Origin of the sequence: Pseudoalteromonas rubra, from assembly GCF_005886805.2 — a bacterium.
In the GTDB taxonomy this organism is placed as follows: domain Bacteria; phylum Pseudomonadota; class Gammaproteobacteria; order Enterobacterales; family Alteromonadaceae; genus Pseudoalteromonas; species Pseudoalteromonas rubra_D.
Genome location: NZ_CP045429.1, coordinates 1004047 through 1024799, shown reverse-complemented (window position 1 = coordinate 1024799; position 20753 = coordinate 1004047). Strand labels below are relative to the sequence as shown.

Below are 20753 nucleotides of genomic sequence, written 5' to 3'. Positions count from 1 at the left end.
GGACAAGCACAATTTGTTTACTCAATTGACAAGAAGTTTATAGACAGAAGTTTATGCAAAAGATGCTGATAAACAAAAGTATACACACAACCGTGTTGCTTTGAGCAAATAAAACAAAAATGGCTCGCAGCACTGCAAAACACAGAGCAATACGAGCCATTTAAACGTTAGCTTAACAGTAAGTCAATAATTTCGTCTTTGACGAGATCAAAAGTGCTTACTGAGCAGCCTGTTGTGGGTTCATGATGTCGTCAAAAGACTTCTCAACATCAGCAACCTCAGCAGCTGCCAGAATCGCATCTACAGCTTGCTCTTCCATCGCAACGTTGCGCATTTGCTGCATCAACTGATCATTGCCTTTGTAGTATGCAACTACTTCGCTTGGATCTTCGTAAGCAGAAGCAACAGTTTCGATTAGCTCTTCAACTTTTGCATCATCTACTGTGATCTCGTTTGCTTTGATCACTTCACCTAACAGAAGGCCAGTTTTAACTCGAGTTACAGCTTGCTCATGGAACAGCTCAGCTGGTAGCTCAGGCATGTTCTTCGCATCGCCGCCAAAGCGTTGTGCGGCTTGCTGACGTAGTGCATCGATTTCTTGGTCGATAAGCGCTTTAGGTACGTCAACTTCGTTAGTCTCTAAAAGACCTTTGATCGCTTGATCTTTGATCTGAGCTTTCACAGCCTGACCAAGTTCACGCGTCATGTTTTTCTTCACTTCTTCTTTCAGTGCGTCAACGCCGCCTTCAGCAACACCGAATTTAGTTGCGAACTCATCAGTTAGTTCTGGTAGTTCCTGAACTTCAACTTTCTTCACAGTGATCTTGAACTGCGCCGCTTTACCTTTCAGGTTTTCAGCGTGATACTCTTCAGGGAAAGTTACGTCAGCAACAACTTCTTCGCCTGCTTTCTTACCGATGATGCCATCTTCGAAACCAGGGATCATGCGACCTTGGCCAAGTTCAAGTGGGAAGTCTTCAGCTTTACCGCCTTCGAACTCTTCACCTTCTACCGTACCCAAGAAGTCAATCGTTACACGATCTTTCTCGCCTACTACAGCATCGCTCTCAGTCCAGCTTGCGTGTTGTTTACGCAGAGTTTCCAGCATGTTTGCCAGATCATCTTCTGTTACGTCAACCACAGGCTTCTCTACTGAAATCTTTTCAAGATCTTTCAGTTCAACTTCTGGATAAACTTCAAAAGTTGCATCAAACTCAAGGTCCTTACCCACTTCCAGTGACTTAGGAGCAAAAGTAGGTGCGCCAGCAGGATTGATCTTTTCAGAAACAATTGCCTCGATGTAGTTGCGTTGCATCAACTCACCAGCAACTTCTTGCATCACAGCAGCACCGTAGCGCTTTTTGATAACAGAAACTGGTACTTTACCCGGACGGAAACCGTCAATACGCTGTGTTTTAGCCAGTTGTTGTAAGCGTTTTTTTACTTCAGTCTCAACGTTCTCAGCTGGAACTGTGATAGTCAGACGGCGCTCAAGACCTTGAGTCGTCTCAACAGAAACTTGCATGATATAACCTCAATTTTCATTTTTGGCGACTACGCGCCTTCCTTACAAACAAGTCGACTTTTTATCAGATCAGATGACAGCAGACCATCATATTTGCTCAATTTCGATTAAGCAAATCACCGTTAAAACTTCCCAACATTTGATGTTTAAGAATCAGTGCTGATCTCTGTCAGACTTGCTGCCTGCCCAGACAGGGCGCTATGTTAAATAATAGACGCGGCATTATAACCTATAAAACGGGAGAGTCGAGCAATCGCAGCAAATAATTGATGTTGCTAAGGACAAAATTAGACAGATAAAATAAGTTTTGAAAAATAAAGAAGAAAAGAGATGGTCGGCGATGCAGGATTTGAACCTGCGACCCCTTGGACCCAAACCAAGTGCGCTACCAAGCTGCGCTAATCGCCGAATATATATATTTTGAAAGTGGTCGGCGATGCAGGATTTGAACCTGCGACCCCTTGGACCCAAACCAAGTGCGCTACCAAGCTGCGCTAATCGCCGAACATATAGGTTTTGTAGATGGGGCGACTGACGAGGCTTGAACTCGCGACAACCGGAATCACAATCCGGGGCTCTACCAACTGAGCTACAGCCGCCACTACAATGTGGATTTTAAAAATGGCGCACCCGGAAGGATTCGAACCTTCGACCGACGGCTTAGAAGGCCGTTGCTCTATCCAACTGAGCTACGGGCGCGGCGCAAAGAATGCTTCTTCGTGCATACCACCAACTTTCGTTGATTTACTCTCTTTAAAGTAAAAAAGAGTGGTCGGCGATGCAGGATTTGAACCTGCGACCCCTTGGACCCAAACCAAGTGCGCTACCAAGCTGCGCTAATCGCCGATTGTGTTATTTTCAGAGTTTCTCTTGCGAGCCCCTCGTTGACAACGGGGTGCATAATAGTGATTTGCCCCGATGAGGTCAAACATTTTTTTTTAAAAACATGCCAACTGACTATTTTTACTCCAAAACGTTTAATTTATATAACAAGACGACTGGTTTTTCAGCAATTTTGCCTTACTCAAAGAGAATAAAGTTGCCCGGTGTCGGATCCAGCTTGGCTATTTGGGGGATTTTTGCGAAAATAGTAGCGGCTTCCTAAGTTTTTCAGTACTCAGTCCTGAGCACGCCCTCACGCTGATACAGATGACTCAGTGAACTCCTATAAAATAGAGTACCCCCTTAAATACACTCTATAATCGTTCAAGTAATTAACCCTTAAATTTAAAGGTCAGTCATGACGGCAAACATCATCGACGGTAAAGTCATTGCGAAACAAGTTCGCAGTACCGTAGCCAACCGCGTTGCAGAGCGGATCAATCAAGGGCTCAGAGCACCAGGACTAGCAGTTGTACTTGTTGGCCAGGACCCTGCCAGCCAGGTATACGTAGGCTCAAAACGCAAAGCATGTGAAGAAGTAGGCTTCGTATCTAAGTCATATGATCTACCCGCAGACACAAGTGAAGCGCAATTACTGGAGTTGGTGGACACACTTAATCAAGATCCAAACGTTGACGGTATCCTGGTCCAGTTACCACTGCCTGACGGACTAGATGCCGAGAAAGTACTGGAACGTATCCACCCACATAAAGATGTTGATGGTTTCCATCCTTATAACGTCGGACGACTGGCACAACGAATGCCTGCGTTACGCCCTTGTACGCCAAAAGGGATCATTACTTTACTCGATTCAACAGGTGTCAGATACAAAGGTATGCATGCTGTCGTTGTAGGTGCTTCTAACATTGTAGGTCGCCCAATGTCTCTGGAGCTGTTGCTGGCAGGTTGTACAACGACTGTTTGCCATAAATTCACCCAAGACCTTGAAGCGCACGTGCGCCGGGCCGATCTACTGGTCGTAGCGGTGGGCAAGCCAGAATTCATTCCTGGCGACTGGATCAAAGAAGGTGCAATGGTTATTGATGTAGGCATTAACCGACTGGAGTCAGGCAAACTGGTAGGTGATGTACAATATGACGTTGCCGCACAACGAGCGAGCTTCATTACGCCAGTACCAGGTGGTGTAGGGCCAATGACCGTCGCAAGTCTCATCGAGAATACACTCGAAGCGTGCGAAAATTATCATAGCTAACGCTTCGCATAGCAGGTGTGCACCACACCTGCTTCATCCCTCTTTTTAGAATAGCAACAGCAAATAAGTTCACTCCGGCGGGGTCAGTGAGCTCACAATAAAGCTGTAAGGGTGAAGCTCTGAAAAAGAGATTACGTCACCAATACTCAACACCCAATCTGTTTTCGACACTATTCTATTTTGGTTCACAAACACACCGTTTTTGCTGGTATCCCGAAGTGTCCATTGCTCCCCTGTCCAGACGATAATGGCATGATGGCGTGAGATTTCTACCCCTAATAACTGAGTATCAACCTCCCCCTCTGCACGACCAAAACGGTGATATGAATTAAGAAGGATGTGATCATTGGTTTGCGCTAATAAAAGATGTGCCATGCCTGTGCCTATCTGAGTGTCCTGACGTCGAATCTTGCTACAGTGCGTCTTACAGGAGGAAAAAATACCCTACTTGTGAGTACAAGATTGTAATCGTTGGGTCATAATGATGACATTACGCGACCTTACACTGCTGGTTTTCTCAGCAAAATGAGTATGCCGTCAGATCTAATGCTGACATCTGAATAGATCTTATCTACAGTTAGACTAGGGCTTCCTACAGGAACTACAGCAGTGTCAGGAGTAGTTAGTGCAAGACAGTGCAGAAACCAAGATAACGGCGGTTTTGGGTACCACCGGGTGAAGCAGCTGGCATGTGTTTTGGGCTTATTTGCGTGTTTTATAGTCCGTGCCGCCAGCCCGATAAGCGTCACAATATTAGCTGACGACAGCTACCCGCCTTACTCTTATGTCCAGGATGGTAAATTAGTTGGCATTTACCCCACACTGATCCGAGAAGCAGCGAAACTAATCAAAGAAGATTACCTGGTGGAGCTTCGCCCTATTCCCTGGAAAAGAGGCGTCTCAGCACTCGAGAATGGGGAAGCATTCGCACTGATGCCCCCTTATATCCATCGTGACACCCGGCCCTTTATCTGGCCTTACTCCATTGCCCTGAAACAAGAAGAAGTCGTGGCGTTTTGCAATCCAGGTATCACGTTACAAAACATCACTCAACGTAATGCCCAGCAAGCACCCGTTAATATTGGATTGAACGCAGGCTTTCTCATCCTTGACGATGCACTCAAAGAAGCGCGAAAAACCGGGCGAATTGTAGTCTGGGAAAACAAAAATACCCGAGCCAACATCATCAAACTGTATAAAAAGAGGGTTGACTGCTACATCAATGACAGGCTCTCAACTTTAATCGGTATCAGTGAGCTGCAAGAACAGCTTACGGGCATAACCGCGCAATCATTTGTTGAAGACCGCGTAGTCCTCAGTCGCAGTGCCCATATCGGATACCTCAAAGGATATGAAGGTCAATATCCGTTTAAATATGACTTCATCGAGAAAATGGATAAGGCCCTGAGTACCGTATTACAAAAAAGTCCATCGCCATAACTGCGCGATCGCAGCTTTTTTGGTTTCAGTCATGAACTGCGCAAGCCCCTTGTTGATAGAGTCATCGCAGTATCAAAATGGATATCAGCCTATTGCTGCAAATAGTGATGTGTCTGTTTGTGTGCTCAGGGAAAAGAGAAGACGTAAAAAAGGCAGCCAAGCTGCCCTTATAAATGTGTCTTAAACTACCTGCCAGTCGATACTGGCGCCAGCTTTAATTGGCACAACCTGAGTATCACCCAATGGGTAAGAATCCGGCACCTGCCAGCTATTTTTTTCTAAAGTAATGGTGTCAGTATTACGAGGTAATCCGTAAAAGTCTGGACCAAAGTGGCTGGCAAAGCCCTCAAGTTTATCCAATGCACCGGCTTCTTCAAATGCCTCTGCATAAAGCTCAATTGCGGCATGAGCCGTGTAAGCCCCAGCACATCCACAAGCTGCTTCTTTCTTATCTTTCGCATGAGGCGCTGAGTCAGTACCCAGGAAGAACTTTTTACTGCCACTGGTTGCTGCGCGCAGTAGCGCCTGTTGATGGGTATTACGCTTGAGAATAGGCAAACAGTAATAATGTGGGCGAATACCACCCGCCAACATATGGTTGCGGTTGTATAACAGGTGATGCGCTGTAATCGTCGCAGCAATATTCTCCGGTGCCGACTCTACAAACTCCACCGCATCTTGTGTGGTAATATGCTCCAGTACAATTTTGAGCTTAGGAAATGCATCAACCACTTTTTTGAGCTTGGTTTCAATAAATACTTTTTCGCGGTCAAAAATATCAATCGAGGAATCTGTCACTTCGCCGTGCACCAACAACAACATACCGACTTCCTGCATAACTTCCAGAATATGATAGATATTCTCAATGTCGGTAACACCCGAATCTGAATTGGTTGTTGCGCCTGCCGGGTACAATTTTGCAGCGACAATATGACCACTGGCTTTCGCCGCTCGGATCTCTTCAGCACTGGTGTTATCAGTCAAATATAATACCATCAGAGGTTCGAACTGCCCGCTTGGCTGCGCAGCCAAAATGCGCTCCCGGTAAGCCAATGCACTCTGTGTACAAGTTGCAGGTGGTACCAAATTAGGCATGATGATTGCCCGACCCATATAACGGCTGATATCGCGCACAGTGTCAACGAGTACAGCGCCATCACGAAGATGCACATGCCAGTCGTCCGGACGAGTGATTGTTAAGGTCTGTTTACTTGTCATTGCTCTTTCCCACTACTGAATTTGCCCGATCATAGGCTGAGCCAGCAGGTTAGTAAAGTTTTTACGCCTAATAGCCCGCGTCGTAAAAGTGTCATCAGGTTTACAGTAAATAGCAATTAAATTGCAACATTGACTGTAACGCATGATTTAAGAGCGTTAACATAGTCGGAGATTAAGTAATCAGGCCCGTGTCATGCCAATACTGTCAGAGACAAAACTAGAATCAAAAACCGAACAGTTAAGCATCATTAACCAGTTTTCATCGTCTTTGCTTCAGATAACTCACCTCGATGAACTCTTTGATTATGTTACCAGCCAAGTGGTCAGTCGCCTGGGGTTTGTGGATTGTGTGATTTACCTCACGGATCCGGCTGGCGAATATCTCGATGTCGTCGCCAGTATGGGCGTTGCACATAAAGACATCAGTCACCAGGTCAGCCAGCAACGGATCCCCGTTGCCGCCGGGATCACAGGCCATGTTGCACGAACTAAGCAACCCTTCCTTTCTGGTAACGTTGCCCTGGAACCCATGTATATTGCCGACACTCGACCAGCCCTATCAGAGTTATGTGTTCCTTTAGTGTATGAAAACTCCTTACTGGGTGTTATCGACTGTGAGCACCCGGAAGCGGACTACTTTACCCAGGCGCATTTGCAGATCCTGTCAACCGTGGCACATTTACTCAGTGCTAAAATTCATCAGGTCAGAACACTGGACCATCTGACCGCCACTGTGACGCAATTGCATGAAGCACAACAGCTGGAAAAGTGCCTGCTGAAAATCGCCAACATCACTTATCAATCCCGTAACCTGGAAGCTTTTTACGATGAGCTGTACAGCATCATCTGTTCACAACTTCCTGCTGAGAACTGTTTTATTGGACTCTACGATACCCAGCAGGATGTGCTCGAGATTGATTACCTGATAGAAGCTGGTGTCAAATGCAGCGCACATCAGCGAGTGTCTAAAGAGCAGATAAAACATACTGCCTCTTACTACATCATCAAACAGCAGCAGTCTTTGCTGTGCGACCACCAGCAGTTTCTGACCCACATTGAAAAACAGAACTTTAAAATGGTTGGCCGCTCGCCACGCTCCTGGCTTGGGGTCCCCTTCGTGGTAAATGACCAATATCAGGGTGTCGTTGTGCTGCAAAGTTACGACAACGATCGGGCATTCAGCCGCCACCATAAAGCCATTTTGACCTATATTAGTCGTCAGCTCAGTATGGCCATAGACAGGCGCCTTGCCCGTCAAGCATTAGAACATCGAGCATTGCATGATGACCTGACCGGCCTGGCAAACCGCTATTTGATGTTGGAACGGATAAAACATGCCATTTTATCTCTGGGACGCAGTAAACCGTCACGTCAGCACTGCCTTCTGTATCTTGATTTAGACAGATTCAAAAGCATTAACGATGCACTGGGGCATGATGTTGGCGACCACTTTCTCGTCGCTATCGTTAATCTTATCCAGACCTGTATTCGAAAAACGGACACCTTTGCACGTCTGGGCGGTGATGAGTTCGCCATTTTCATGGAGAATATAGGCGATAAACAACAGGTTGAATTAGCGCTGGAGCGGATCACAAACGCCATTGCTAAACCCATCCAAATCGATGGTCACCTGCTGCAAGCCTCCAGCAGTATTGGTGTGGCATTCACTTCCAGTGATTCGGACAATGCCATCGCGCTGTTACAACAAGCCGATGCAGCCATGTATGAAGCAAAATCGGCAGGGCGCAGTCAGATCCGATATTTCAATAATGAAATGCGTAAGAAACTGAAGCAGCAGGCTGACATAGAAAACGATCTGCAAAATGGCATTAAAAATGGAGAATTTGAGCTCTATTACCAGCCCATATTCACACTGGCCCAGCCCAGGGTTGTCAGTTTTGAATCCCTGGTGCGCTGGCATCACCCAAAAAACGGCTTGGTCACGCCTGATGACTTTATTCCTATTGCAGAGCAAACCGGCCAGATCATTGAGCTCGATTTGCATTTACTCGATTTGGCAGCAAAACAGGTGGCGCAGTGGCAGAGTATCGGGATCAAGGACATCAGCCTGACGGTGAATGTCTCATCACGCCATTTCGCCAGCCTGGAATTTGTGGAGCAGATTGCCAACTTATATCGCGCCTACGGCCTGCACCAGGGGGCACTCAGCCTCGAAATTACCGAATCAGGCTTGATTGAAAACCTCAACCTGGCAACAAAAGTCATTCATGGCTTGTCTCCATTTGGGGTGAAGCTCTACCTTGATGACTTTGGTACCGGATACTCTGCGCTGGGTTACTTGCATCAGCTGCCGATTCATGTGCTTAAAATTGATAAAAGCTTTATTCAACAACTCACAGATCATAACAACCCTCTGGTCGATGCCATTTTATCACTGGCAAAATCACTGGACCTGGAAGTCGTAGCCGAAGGGATAGAAACGCACAAGCAATTGCAGATACTCAGTGGTAAAGCCTGTCAGTACGGACAAGGCTTTTTAATCTCTCACCCGCTTCAGGCAGATCAAGCTCTGGCCTTTTTACAGTCGGAACAGGTCAAATTCGCAACAAAGAATGTTCCCTGAGGAGCACAGCGGAACTGGCAACAGTAGACTGACAAGAGCGACGCTGGGTAGTGTATGCCAAATTACCCAGTGCCTGGACATTATTTCACTCTTTGCAGGTTATTAACATCATCACTCAGGTAAATCCAAGATACGCTTTATCTCTGACGTATTAATGCCAAACCACATTTCAACTGATGACACAATGAACGTCTGACTTCCGCAGGCATAATGACGCACCACATTAGATATTCACCATGCCTTGACGCTCCCGCCTGCTACTTCATCAGATGACACAAGAAATCCCCATTGAGTGTTTATTTTCTCATCTGAAGCCTGAGGACATCAACATGAGTAAAATTAAATTGTATTTTTTTTAAAAAAAGTCAAATAAAGAATGACAACGCTGTCAAAAATGATGCTATAGTAATTTTGTAAATATTTAGTCAATCGCTGCTGGATTTATAGACGTCTAGACGTTGAATAGCTAGGGTTCACAGCGTAATATGGGTGTAATCTGAGTTTTACTCACGTTTAGAATGAGATTTGTTGATGATGATAGATATAAAGCACTTAAAAACCATAGCGACCCTGAAAGAAACCGGATCACTGGTCAATACAGCGCGTGAGTTATTCCTTACTCAGTCAGCACTTTCTCATCAGATCAAAGATCTGGAAAACAAACTGGATTGTCAGTTATTTGAACGCAAGACTCAACCCGTGCGATTTACCCCTCAGGGGATGCTATTGTTGGAACTGGCAAATGACGTACTCCCCAAAGTAGAAGCGACCAAATGTCGCCTCAAGGAAAGCCTCAATCAACCTATTTCACAACTACGACTCAGTGTTGAATGCCATGCTTGTTTTCACTGGTTGCTGCCAACGATTAAAGAATTTAATAATTTCTGGCCTGACATAAAAGTCGATTATGAGCGCGGTTTTAGCTATGACGCAATTCCGGAGCTACTCAGCGACGAACTTGATCTGGTTTTGACTTCAGATATTCGCGAACCAGATCAAGTTGAATATGCACATATTTTCGACTTTAAGCTCAAGCTTATTGTCGCCCCTGATCACGAGCTGGCTAAAAAAGCCTATGTCACGGCACTTGATCTCAAAGACGAAACCATTATTTCTTATCCTATTCCAAAAGAGCGCCAGGACATATTCAAACACTTTATTCAAAACGCTCGCTTTGACGGCACACTAAAAACCGTCGACCAAGGGTTACTGATATTTCAGCTAGTCAGCGCCGGTATGGGTGTTGCGGCCCTGCCAGATTGGCTGGTTACGCCCTACGAAAGCCAGGGTCTGATCAAGTCAATTCCATTAGGCGCACTTGGACTAAACCGTCCTATGTACTTAGCAATGAAAAAGAACATGAAGGATAACCCGGTGTACCGACACTTCCTGAACACCTGCAAGCAATCTGTGAGTCGTTAATCCGCAATCGAGTGGATTTACACTACGCAATTGCCAGGCAATAGGAGTAAACTAAGCGCAAACTACATAAACGGATACTTTTATGTTTGAAGCGAAAAAGGTCATTGGCTCACTATTGATGCCCTTACCACTAACGCTACTATTGATTGCGCTTGCTTTACTGTTTGTTGCAAAAACAAATCGCAAATCTTATTTGTTTAGTTGGCTGGCCGTGCTAAGTCTCTGGGCTATCAGCACCCCTTTTGTTGCAGCCAAACTGATAAGCCCCATTGAAGCAAAATTGCGCCCTTTTTCGATTGATAAGCATCAGGATGTCGACTATATCCTTGTGCTTGGGTGTAGCCTTAGCCCGAATGACAGACTAACGGCCAATTTACAGCTATCCGGTTGTGCCTTATCTCGCCTCACAGAAGGTCTGAGACTCAGTCATCAGTATCCTAATGCCTACCTGATTGTATCAGGCGCAGGTCACAGCAAAGCTACCAGCAGTCGATTAATGGCTAACACAGCAATCGCATTAGGTACGCCTGCTAGCAAAATAATCCAAAACCCAAAGGCCAGAGACACGGCGGACGAAGCTTTGTTACTTGCAAGCAAACTGGTTGACAGTAAAGTGGCGTTGGTCACATCTGCCAGCCATATGACACGTGCACAGAATTTGTTTGCCGCCCAGGGCGTTGATACCATTGCAGCACCGGTACAATTTTATAGCTTCACAAATACACCTGACTATAAACGTTTTATTGCCAGTGCATCCGTGCTGCAGGCCGTCACCACCTATGCACACGAAGTGTTGGGACTGCAGTGGATTGCGTTGCGTCGTATGATTGACCCTCAGGCGTTATAAACTAGTCCAAAAGTCGGACACATTGCACCTAATTACACACTGATTAGCGATGAATCAGAGCTTAAAAGCGCAAAAAATTGAAAAATTCCTCAAAAATAGGTATAAATATCGTTTAATCTTAACCTGCGTATCCGCGTATAACACGACTGGGATTTACGATGAGTAAACTAGATAAAACTGAAGTTTTAAGTGCATTTGAAGCCGCATATGAAGCCGCCAACGGCAAAAAGCCTGAGATCACCACTAAGCCTGGCTGGTACAGCATTGACGGTGGCAAAAATATGCGTCTGGCAGATGTAGCAGCTTTAACCGAAGAGCTAACTTCAGGAACAGCCGCAACAGAACAAGCTGCGCCAAAGAAAAAAGCAACAACGAAGGCCACTACGCCTGCTGTTAAAAAAGCAGCGCCGTTTACGGTTGTTAAAGCCAATGATGATGGCTATACCGCAGAAGAAGCTTGGATCATTGAGCTGGCTGAAAAGGATCATGATTGCCGCCTGCCACGTGGCGTTGTGTAATCACCTTTTGTGTGGGCCAGCACATGCTGGCTCATTCTCTTCTAAAGTTTCGACTATTCAGTCACCTGTCACTAAAACTTTGCTATTTCCTGACACATTCGGCTATGCTTTTGTGCAATAAAACATCACTTGAGCAAAGTAAGCAATGTACCTTCTCTACCGCTGCTATCATTTTTTACTGAAATCGATTGTCAGATTTTTTGGTATTCCCGCACCTCAGCTATACCAGGGTACACAAGGGCTGGACAATGCTATTGCCGACTTATCTTTACCCGATAAGGCTCAGGTCATGGTTGTCACAGACACAGTGATACACAAGTTAGAGATCATTAAACCTGTGCTTAATGCCCTACACACTCGCAACTTGTGTCCGGTTATATACGATCAGGTTCAAGCCAATCCCACAATAGAGAACATTGAACAAGGATATCAGACTTATAAGCAACATCGCTGTGAGGCCATCATTAGTGTAGGAGGCGGATCAGTACTGGATGCCGCAAAGTTAATCGGTGCCCGTGTTGTCAGACCAACTCGTTCAGTCGATGCTTTTTCAGGGTTATTTAAGGTGCTTAAAACACTGCCCCCGAACATCGCCATCCCCACAACGGCAGGCACAGGTTCAGAAACCACAGTTGCAGCAGTATTTAACGATAATAAACATAATAAAAAGCTCGCCGCAGCAGACTTTTGCCTGGTACCTCAGCGGGCAGTTTTGATCAGTCAACTCACCACAAGCTTACCCGCAGGGATCACAGCTACCACGGCGATAGACGCACTGACACACGCCATTGAGGCTTTGTTGAGTATCAATGCCACTAAGCGCACCGATGACAAAGCACTTGAGGCATGTTCACTCATATTTACCCATTTACCAACCGCCTATCAACACGGCCAGGATTTGAATGCAAGAGAAAAGCTGTTGTATGCATCATTTCTGGCCGGACAGGCATTTACTCGAACTTCGGTTGGCTATATTCATGCCATTTCACATCAACTTACAGCCAGATATGGCACGCCGCATGGCCTTGCAAATGCGGTGCTGTTATTACCTGTGCTGCACTGGTATGGCAGCAGAATACATCCTCAGCTGGCAAAGATTGCTCGCCACTGTAGTCTGACTTCTTTGGACTACCCCGAAGCGCAACAGGCTGAGGATCTCATCACTCATATCACTCGCTTACTTGCGCAGCTGAATATTCAGACTCAACTTAATGAGGTGCTCAAAGACGACATTCAATCATTGGCAAGAATGGCACTTGACGAAGCGCACCCGGATTACCCGGTACCGCACTTTATGGCACTTCCGGATTGCCAGCATATATTGGCACAGATCCGGGCCTGACCTGCGACAAACTAGCTCACCACACTAGTATCATTGCGAAACCGCTGGCGAGCCACTTTGCCCCAATATGGATCCTGATAAGTGTCCTCTTGCACGCCCTCTATCCCGGCAGACGCAATTGCGCGGTGCCAAAATTGCGTTGCGTACTCAGCACCAGCGATTTGTTTAATAGTCCATAAACCCGGCTGATTGGCCCAAAGAGTATGAGCAAATTGGGCACCTTGCCCTGCTTTACGGTATCGCGGCACAATATAAAACTCACACACCTCAAATTCATCTATCTGATGCTGCGCGATTGCCGCCAAACCTACCGGCGTTTCATTGTCATACCATAAATAGCCTGTGACATTCCCCTCCAGCACAGTATCTAGCGCGAACAAGCCATCCGCGCCGGGGTTTTTATTTGTGATTGCTGAAAACTCAGCCTCATAAGCCTGGGCTAAGTTCAGGTAAACAGGCAGGTTATGAGTGTCGACCGGAATAAGCATGCGGCACCTCCATTATTTACTAATATACAACGGTGAGTATATTACGAAATTAAGGATGTAATGTGCAGCACACTCCGGCACATGGGATGCTGGTTGAGTTATTAACGTGGCAAACCTGCTTCATCACCAGGGACAACATCCTGTTCAAGCAGCGCTTCGGCACACCACTTTTGCATCGCAGGACATGTCGCCACTTTGTCCATATAAGCTTTGGCTAGTGGCCCGAGGTCAATGCCATAGGTGATGAAGCGCATCACTACAGGTGCAAACATGGCATCAACAATGCTCCAGCGGCCAAATAGCCAACCACCGTGTCCTTCAAATTCACTCAGCTGCGCTTGCCAAATTTGGCCAATCCGCGCAATGTCTTTTTGCGCCGCCGCCGATAACTGTACATGCCTCTGTGCCCTGATATTCATTGGCATCTCTGCTCTGAGTGCCAAAAAGCCACTGTGCATTTCTGAACTCAGCGCCCGTGCTCTGGCACGCAACTTAGGGCAAGCAGGCCAGGCCTCCCCTGATAAATAAGCTTCATTGATATATTCACAAATTGCCAGTGACTCCCACACAACCAGTTCACCATCAACCAATAATGGGACTTTTTGTGTCGGGCTAAGTCCGGACAGCGCCTTGTAGAATCCCTCAGTCTCCAATTTAAGTGCCACCTCCTCGAAATTTAATTCATATCTTTCAATCATTAACCAAGCTCTTAGTGACCAGGTGGAGTAGTTTTTATTTCCGATATAGAGTTTCATTGTCGCCCTCAAGTCATTGCATGTCTTTGTTAGTTGCTCTACTTTAGGTTGCAAATTGATCTTAAACCAGCGGATAATTCTGATATCAAACATCAATATCTCTTATGAGTATGGACATAGAATCTCTACGTAGCTTTATCGCCTGTGTCGAAAACGGCAGCTTTACCCGGGCAGCCAGCCAACTGCACCGAACTCAATCAGCAATCAGTATGCAGATGAAAAAACTCCAGCAGGACGTAGGTAAACCCTTATTTGAAAAGTCAGGTCGCAAGCTACACTTGACTCAGGATGGCCATACTTTGATGCGTTATGCCAGACGGTTAGTACGCTTACACGACGATACCCTGACTTACATGCGCAGCAGCGAGCGAATCACTCAGCTTAGACTCGGATGTCCTGACGATTATGCTGAGACTATTTTACCTAGACTTGTCAACCAATTACATCAACACTGGCCAAACCTGGAACTGGACATTCACTGTATGTCAAGCAACCGAATAAAGGATGCACTGGACCAGAGCGAATTAGACTTGGGCATCATTACTCGCAGTCCGGATTCTGAAGAAGGGTTACTTCTATACCATGATCAGGGCGTCTGGGTTGGAAAACCTCATTCGAAAGCACCTTTACCGTTGGCCATATTTCAACGAGACTGCCGCTTTCATCAGGCAGCCACTGAGGGGTTGATGAAACAAGAGCGACCATTCAAGATCATTGCAAACTGTGGCAGTGCATCCGCTTTACGCGCACTGGTTAAGGCGGGACTGGCAGTGGGCGCATTGGCAAGAAGTAGCGCACAGGATCTTAATATCATTACACATTCAGGTCTTCCTGCATTGCCGGCTATTGAAGTGGTGCTGATCAGAAGCAATACAACGGCTAACCCGGTGAAAGAAGATGATTTACGCACTCTCTGTGATGCAATCCAACGTTTTGATTAGTCTATTAATCTTTGCTCACATTCACTCTACATGCGCTTACATTTTATGACAGGCCACAAACAGACTCTCACAAGGACTCAGCTTAAACTTGTCAGCAAGTTAATCAAACGGAATGACAGCAATGAAATCTTTATCTCTCCTCACACTCGTTTTTGCAGTTTCAGCCTCTTTCGCAACACAGGCTGCACAACATGATGAAAAACACCGCGTAGGTGCACAACTATTCGGCGGCAGCGCTTCGTATAAAAGCTCTGATCAGGATGGGGATGGCGTTACGCATGTTTATGCATATTATAACTATCAATATGATTCTACCTGGGCGCTGGAAGCGGGTATCAACACAGGTATGGAAGCCGATGAGTGGAAGTGTACAGATGACAACGACGATAAATTTACGTGTACACGCAATGACAAGGCGCTATTTGAAATCGGCGCAAACGAATTAGATTATGACAACTTTGTACTTGCGGTAAAAGGCCAGTATCAGCTCACCGAGAATAACTACTTGTATGGCAAGGTCGGTGCACATTATTACGATTACGAAATTGGCTACAAAGGTAAAAACATGGTTGAGGAAGATGGGGTCAGCTTTTTAGCTGAGGCAGGCTGGCAATACGACTGGGACAATGGTTTGTCAGTTAATGCTGCTATTCAATATATGGATATGGGCGACCTAGATACCTCAAGTCTGGGTGTAGGTATCAGTTATCGCTTCTAAATGAAGCAGCAAAACGCGCAGCTATAGGCTGCGCGTTTAGTATTAGCTCTGCAACAATTGCTGCTGCAATAGCTGGACTTCATCACGTATACTCGCGGCTTTCTCGAACTCCAACTCGCGCGCATACTGCATCATCTGAGCCTCCAGTTGCTTAATCTGCTCTGTGAGCTCTGTCACACTCTGACCCTGCTTGACAACCGCCGGCTGTTTCGCAGCTTTGGAAATCTTCGCAGCTTGTTCCGGCGACACTTCTTCACCTAAGTCCATTACATCAGTGATCTTTTTAACCAAAGCTTGTGGCTTCAGGCCATGCTTTTCATTATAAGCATGTTGAATAGCACGACGTCGCTCAGTTTCATCGATTGCCTGACGCATAGACTTGGTTACCACGTCACCATACAAAATCGCTTTACCGTTAATGTGTCGCGCAGCCCGACCAATCGTCTGGATCAGAGAGCGGGTCGAGCGTAAAAAGCCCTCTTTATCTGCATCCAGGATCGCCACCAAAGACACTTCGGGCATATCCAGCCCCTCTCTCAGCAAGTTAATACCGACCAACACATCAAAGACACCTTTACGTAAATCACGAATAATCTCCATACGCTCCACGGTATCTATGTCCGAGTGTAAATAACGTACCCGGACATCATGATCATTGAGGTAGTCAGTCAAATCTTCCGCCATACGCTTGGTCAAGGTTGTAACCAGGACTCGTTCCTGCAATTCAACCCGCCGATAGATTTCCGAGAGCAAATCGTCAACCTGAGTCGCAACAGGGCGCACTTCCAATATAGGGTCGAGTAATCCTGTCGGACGGATCACCTGCTCAGCTACCTCCCCACACGAGCGCTCGATTTCATAATCACCCGGCGTCGCAGACACATAAATCGTTTGCGGTGCGATTGCCTCAAACTCTTCGAATTTGAGAGGCCGGTTATCCATGGCAGAAGGCAATCTGAACCCATATTCAACCAGGTTTTCTTTACGGCTGCGATCTCCCTTATACATGGCACCTATCTGTGACACAGTGACATGAGACTCATCAATGATCATTAGTGCATCGTCTGGCAAATAATCCAGTAAGGTTGGCGGTGGCTCGCCGGGTGCTCGCCCAGATAAATAACGACTATAGTTTTCAATGCCTGAGCAATAGCCAAGCTCGGTCATCATTTCAATATCATATTGCGTGCGCTGAGCAACCCGCTGCTCCTCTACTAGCCGGTTATCGGTCAGCAATTTATTGCGACGCTCTTTAAGTTCCAGTTTGATTTTCTCAATCGCATCTAAGATTTTCTCGCGCGGCGTGACGTAGTGAGTTTTTGGGTAAATCGTGGCACGCACTAAGTGCTTTTCAACCGCTCCGGTGAGTGGGTCAAACATGCTGATCCGTTCAATTTCTTCATCGAACATTTCCACCCGGATCGCATAGGCATCTGATTCTGCAGGGAAGATGTCAATGACTTCTCCCCTGACCCGATACGTACCACGGCTAAAATCCATGTCGTTACGGGTATATTGAAGCTCCGCCAAACGTCTCAGCATAGCTCGTTGCTCCATAGTTTCACCCACTTTAAGCAACAGCATCATTTTCATGTAAGAGTCAGGGTCGCCCAAACCATAAATCGCAGAAACCGAAGCAACAATGATCGTATCCCGACGCTCCAACAAGGCTTTTGTTGCAGACAAACGCATCTGCTCGATATGTTCATTGATTGAAGCGTCTTTTTCTATAAACGTATCACTGGCAACAACATAGGCTTCAGGCTGATAATAATCATAATAAGAGACAAAATACTCCACCGCATTGTTGGGGAAAAACTCTTTCATCTCACCATACAACTGCGCCGCGAGGGTTTTGTTGTGCGCCATAATAATGGTTGGCCGGTTCAAGTTATGAATAATATTGGCCATGGTAAAGGTTTTACCTGTACCAGTTGCACCCAGCAAGGTCTGATGTGCCAGACCTGCTTCTAAGCCATCACACAACTGTGCAATGGCTGTAGGCTGATCACCATTGGGTGAAAACTCGGAAACCAGGTCAAATACATCACTCATACTGTTTTCTCCAAAGGTTGACTCACTCGCATCGCATTAAGGGTGCTTGTAAACCATTTATACGCCAGTATTGCAGTGAAAAGGTTACCAACTGCAGCACCGATAAACAGCCCCTGAATACCCGCAAAATGTGACCCCAGGTAGGCACAAGGCACATAAAAGACAAACAGACGGACTATGCTCAATACTAATGCCCGCATTGGCTTATGTAATGCATTAAATGACGAGTTAGTGAGAATGATCACCCCTTGCAAACCATAACTCAGTGGCAAGGTATAGATAAATAGTTTAATAATGTCGATTACCTGAGGCTCATCACCAAATGCCTGACTAATCCAGTGTGAAGATGCAATAAGCAAGATGTAGATAGCAAATTGCCATGCCATCACAAATTTCAAAGTAGTCTGATAAGCTTCTTCAACACGCTGATATTTCTGAGCACCAAAATTCTGACTGACGAACGGCGGTAAGGTCATAGACAGCGCCAATACTACGAGACTGGCAATAGACTCTATACGGCTGCCCACACCAAATGCCGCCACAGCTTCAGCACCATAAGTGGCGATAATTGCAGTCATGACTGCCATGGCGATTGGCGTGAGCATATTTGCTCCGGCGGCTGGCAAGCCAATCTTGAGTATTTTACTAGTCGCCTGGAAGATGCTCTGCTGTGGGCTGGAGAATTGTAGTAAGCGCTTCTTAACAGTCAGTAAGTATAAAATAAATACAACGCCAACGCTCCAGGCTATCACACTGGCTATCGCTGCACCTTTCACGCCTAATTCTGGAAATGGACCGTAGCCGAAAATAAGCAAAGGGTCCAGGATCGCATTAATAAGTCCACCCAATCCCATAATCAGGCTTGGCGTCTTTGTATCACCACTGGCCCTGAGAATAGAGTTGCCTATCATCGGCATAATCAAGAATACAGCCCCTGCAAACCAAATCGAAATATAGTCATAGATATAAGGCATGGTTTGCGGACTTGCGCCCAGTACAGTGAATATAGGCTCAATTAACACATAACCAATGGCCGACAAAACAGCAACCATCACCGCGGAGACTAATAAAGCGACAAACCCATCAAACTTAGCTTCATCCATATTATTAGCGCCCAGAGCTTTAGCAATGACCGCCGACGTACCAATACCAAGTCCGATTGCAAGACTGATGACGGTAAAGGTAACAGGGAAAGTAAAGCTGACTGCTGCAAGCGGCTCAGTACCTAGCAAACTAATGAAAAAGGTATCAATTAAGTTAAAACTCATCAGAGTGATCATGCCAAAAATCATAGGGACGGTCATACGTCTTAGCGTTAGGGCGATTGACCCATTGAGAATATCACTACCTGGACTTGATTGACGAACTTCGGACATAGTTTGCTTTACCTCATGTAGAAGCGGGTATTCTAATGGATCACCCTCTGTGATGCACTCAATTAAACAGCCATTTATATGTAGATACGATACGTACAACCTGCCTATATAGATGTCATACCTTGTTGCATTTTGCTTCTATCTCAATGTGCTTGTACTAAATTGGCCATACACGGACCCATAACAAAGAAAGTAAGCTATGCCTCGATGCTGACCACGCCCGGATAGGGCAATAAAATTGTTTTATTGGGGTATTTCACATCAACTCAAACTTACTTTAGGAAAAAGTCGGTTTTTTATCGCACCAGGACTTGATTCGGGTCACTTTTTGCACATTGTTGGTGCTGATACGAAATAAATCCGTCATATTTTGCATTTCTCATTCCAGATTGACTCGATTTATATAAATTACTGAATAATAATAACAAAATATTTTTCACCAAAACCCTTGCATCGTCGCTATACCCCGGAATAACTGGCTTTGTAAGACTTTTTAAAGTTTAATAAACAATGTTATCCACAGATTCCGTGGATAACTTATCACAGCCTTTAAAAATAAAGGCCTAGCCTACGATCCAGACAAAGGATCGCAACATATACGATGATCCTGCCACTAACGGGCTGGGATCAAGTAACAATTCAAAGCAAGATCGCACTCCATTAGACCAATATTAGAATATTGCAAATTTGAGGCGACACGAGCAAAAAACACTTAAACCATTGACTATTAAAGGGTTTGTATTTTTCACAACATTTATATGCAATAATTCTGCATATATTGAGTAATTTTTGTGCAATAAATTCCAATTATACTGGATTGTTATTCGATCATTTCTGAGATCTTCTCCGGATCTCACAGTGTCACAATTATTGATCCCAACTAAAGTGTAAAAAAAACTCTCTTCGAACAAAAATAAGACATAAACACCAAAAATTAGACATTTTGTGATCGAGCCGAATTCCCTGCTCAGGATTCCTGGTCGCTCTTAATAGCATCAAGAGGCCTATCAGGCAGCTAAAAAAGGGGCAAATCGCGCATTAATTCAACGAACGGACTGCTTTTTTACAATTCAATGATTTTTATTGTTGACACCTTGCCTAGCGGTCATTAATATTTCGCCCCGTTGAGAGACATGCTTCCCCCTTAGCTCAGTTGGTTAGAGCGACGGACTGTTAATCCGCAGGTCCCCCGTTCGAGTCGGGGAGGGGGAGCCAATCTTTCAATGGAAACGATTCCCCCTTAGCTCAGTTGGTTAGAGCGACGGACTGTTAATCCGCAGGTCCCCCGTTCGAGTCGGGGAGGGGGAGCCAATTTTTATAGGCTTATCGTTTCTACTCTAAGAAGTTCCCCCTTAGCTCAGTTGGTTAGAGCGACGGACTGTTAATCCGCAGGTCCCCCGTTCGAGTCGGGGAGGGGGAGCCATTTAGA

16 protein-coding genes and 8 tRNA genes are annotated in these 20753 nt (G+C 45.8%); 12 read left to right on the top strand and 12 right to left on the bottom strand.

Annotation, left to right across the window (positions count from 1 at the left end):
* Positions 1-217: 217 nt before the first annotated feature.
* The 6 genes from tig to CWC22_RS04595 all read right to left on the bottom strand — a co-directional run bounded on the left by tig (position 218) and on the right by CWC22_RS04595 (position 2371).
* Positions 218-1525 (bottom strand): trigger factor, encoded by a 1308-nt coding sequence (tig, locus tag CWC22_RS04620; RefSeq protein WP_125564494.1) that lies wholly within the window; start codon positions 1523-1525, stop codon positions 218-220.
* Positions 1526-1856: 331 nt separating this feature from the next.
* A tRNA-Pro gene (locus CWC22_RS04615) sits at positions 1857-1933 on the bottom strand.
* Between the two features lie 19 nt (positions 1934-1952).
* Positions 1953-2029, bottom strand: a tRNA-Pro gene (locus CWC22_RS04610).
* 19 nt (positions 2030-2048) lie between these two features.
* A tRNA-His gene (locus CWC22_RS04605) sits at positions 2049-2124 on the bottom strand.
* A gap of 23 nt (positions 2125-2147) precedes the next feature.
* A tRNA-Arg gene (locus CWC22_RS04600) sits at positions 2148-2224 on the bottom strand.
* Between the two features lie 70 nt (positions 2225-2294).
* Positions 2295-2371, bottom strand: a tRNA-Pro gene (locus CWC22_RS04595).
* A gap of 394 nt (positions 2372-2765) precedes the next feature.
* Here CWC22_RS04595 and folD point away from each other — a divergent pair.
* A complete protein-coding gene (gene folD / locus CWC22_RS04590) occupies positions 2766-3620 on the top strand; it encodes a bifunctional methylenetetrahydrofolate dehydrogenase/methenyltetrahydrofolate cyclohydrolase FolD (RefSeq protein WP_125564492.1) in 855 nt (284 codons plus the stop codon).
* Positions 3621-3689: 69 nt separating this feature from the next.
* On the opposite strand, the gene CWC22_RS04585 is transcribed toward folD, so the two are convergent.
* Complete coding sequence (locus CWC22_RS04585; RefSeq protein ID WP_138539191.1) at positions 3690-3995, bottom strand: FHA domain-containing protein; 306 nt, start codon at positions 3993-3995, stop codon at positions 3690-3692.
* 234 nt (positions 3996-4229) lie between these two features.
* Here CWC22_RS04585 and CWC22_RS04580 point away from each other — a divergent pair, with 234 nt between their 5' ends.
* Positions 4230-5060, top strand: a complete 831-nt coding sequence (locus CWC22_RS04580; protein WP_125564488.1) for a substrate-binding periplasmic protein — start codon at positions 4230-4232, stop codon at positions 5058-5060.
* A gap of 180 nt (positions 5061-5240) precedes the next feature.
* Here the strand turns inward: CWC22_RS04580 and pyrC are convergent, their stop codons facing one another.
* The gene (gene pyrC / locus CWC22_RS04575; protein WP_138539190.1) at positions 5241-6278 is read right to left on the bottom strand and encodes a dihydroorotase; all 1038 of its coding nucleotides are present in this window, start codon (positions 6276-6278) and stop codon (positions 5241-5243) included.
* Between the two features lie 193 nt (positions 6279-6471).
* Between pyrC and CWC22_RS04570 the strand changes: the two genes are divergently transcribed.
* The 5 genes from CWC22_RS04570 (at position 6472) to CWC22_RS04550 (ending at position 12991) form a co-directional block, all read left to right on the top strand.
* Entirely contained in the window at positions 6472-8862 is a 2391-nt protein-coding gene (locus tag CWC22_RS04570; protein WP_171045124.1) for an EAL domain-containing protein, read from the top strand.
* A 534-nt stretch (positions 8863-9396) separates the two neighbouring features.
* The gene (locus CWC22_RS04565; RefSeq protein WP_040645583.1) at positions 9397-10284 is read left to right on the top strand and encodes a LysR family transcriptional regulator; all 888 of its coding nucleotides are present in this window, start codon (positions 9397-9399) and stop codon (positions 10282-10284) included.
* A gap of 82 nt (positions 10285-10366) precedes the next feature.
* Positions 10367-11131: a YdcF family protein gene (locus tag CWC22_RS04560; RefSeq protein ID WP_138539189.1), complete on the top strand. Its 765-nt coding sequence runs from the start codon at positions 10367-10369 to the stop codon at positions 11129-11131.
* Between the two features lie 158 nt (positions 11132-11289).
* On the top strand, positions 11290-11649 hold the full coding sequence (locus tag CWC22_RS04555; RefSeq protein ID WP_138539188.1) for a hypothetical protein: 360 nt from the start codon (positions 11290-11292) through the stop codon (positions 11647-11649).
* 145 nt (positions 11650-11794) lie between these two features.
* Positions 11795-12991 (top strand): iron-containing alcohol dehydrogenase, encoded by a 1197-nt coding sequence (locus tag CWC22_RS04550; protein ID WP_138539187.1) that lies wholly within the window; start codon positions 11795-11797, stop codon positions 12989-12991.
* A gap of 11 nt (positions 12992-13002) precedes the next feature.
* On the opposite strand, the gene CWC22_RS04545 is transcribed toward CWC22_RS04550, so the two are convergent.
* Positions 13003-13479, bottom strand: coding sequence for a GNAT family N-acetyltransferase (locus CWC22_RS04545; protein ID WP_125564478.1), 477 nt, complete (start codon positions 13477-13479; stop codon positions 13003-13005).
* Between the two features lie 101 nt (positions 13480-13580).
* A complete protein-coding gene (locus tag CWC22_RS04540; protein ID WP_138539186.1) occupies positions 13581-14234 on the bottom strand; it encodes a glutathione S-transferase family protein in 654 nt (217 codons plus the stop codon).
* A 104-nt stretch (positions 14235-14338) separates the two neighbouring features.
* Between CWC22_RS04540 and CWC22_RS04535 the strand changes: the two genes are divergently transcribed.
* Both CWC22_RS04535 and CWC22_RS04530 read left to right on the top strand, forming a co-directional pair.
* Positions 14339-15175 (top strand): LysR substrate-binding domain-containing protein, encoded by an 837-nt coding sequence (locus CWC22_RS04535; RefSeq protein WP_125564474.1) that lies wholly within the window; start codon positions 14339-14341, stop codon positions 15173-15175.
* Positions 15176-15296: 121 nt separating this feature from the next.
* Positions 15297-15893: a porin family protein gene (locus CWC22_RS04530; protein ID WP_125564473.1), complete on the top strand. Its 597-nt coding sequence runs from the start codon at positions 15297-15299 to the stop codon at positions 15891-15893.
* Positions 15894-15935: 42 nt separating this feature from the next.
* Here the strand turns inward: CWC22_RS04530 and uvrB are convergent, their stop codons facing one another.
* Together uvrB and CWC22_RS04520 are read right to left on the bottom strand one after the other, a co-directional pair.
* Positions 15936-17948 (bottom strand): excinuclease ABC subunit UvrB, encoded by a 2013-nt coding sequence (gene uvrB, locus CWC22_RS04525; RefSeq protein WP_138539185.1) that lies wholly within the window; start codon positions 17946-17948, stop codon positions 15936-15938.
* Complete coding sequence (locus CWC22_RS04520; RefSeq protein WP_138539184.1) at positions 17945-19324, bottom strand: MATE family efflux transporter; 1380 nt, start codon at positions 19322-19324, stop codon at positions 17945-17947. The genes uvrB and CWC22_RS04520 overlap by 4 nt, the downstream gene beginning before the upstream one ends.
* Before the next feature lie 1138 nt (positions 19325-20462).
* Between CWC22_RS04520 and CWC22_RS04515 the strand changes: the two genes are divergently transcribed.
* The 3 genes from CWC22_RS04515 to CWC22_RS04505 all read left to right on the top strand — a co-directional run bounded on the left by CWC22_RS04515 (position 20463) and on the right by CWC22_RS04505 (position 20747).
* Positions 20463-20539, top strand: a tRNA-Asn gene (locus CWC22_RS04515).
* A 19-nt stretch (positions 20540-20558) separates the two neighbouring features.
* Positions 20559-20635: transfer RNA gene (locus CWC22_RS04510), tRNA-Asn, on the top strand.
* Positions 20636-20670: 35 nt separating this feature from the next.
* Positions 20671-20747, top strand: a tRNA-Asn gene (locus CWC22_RS04505).
* Positions 20748-20753 lie beyond the last annotated feature (6 nt).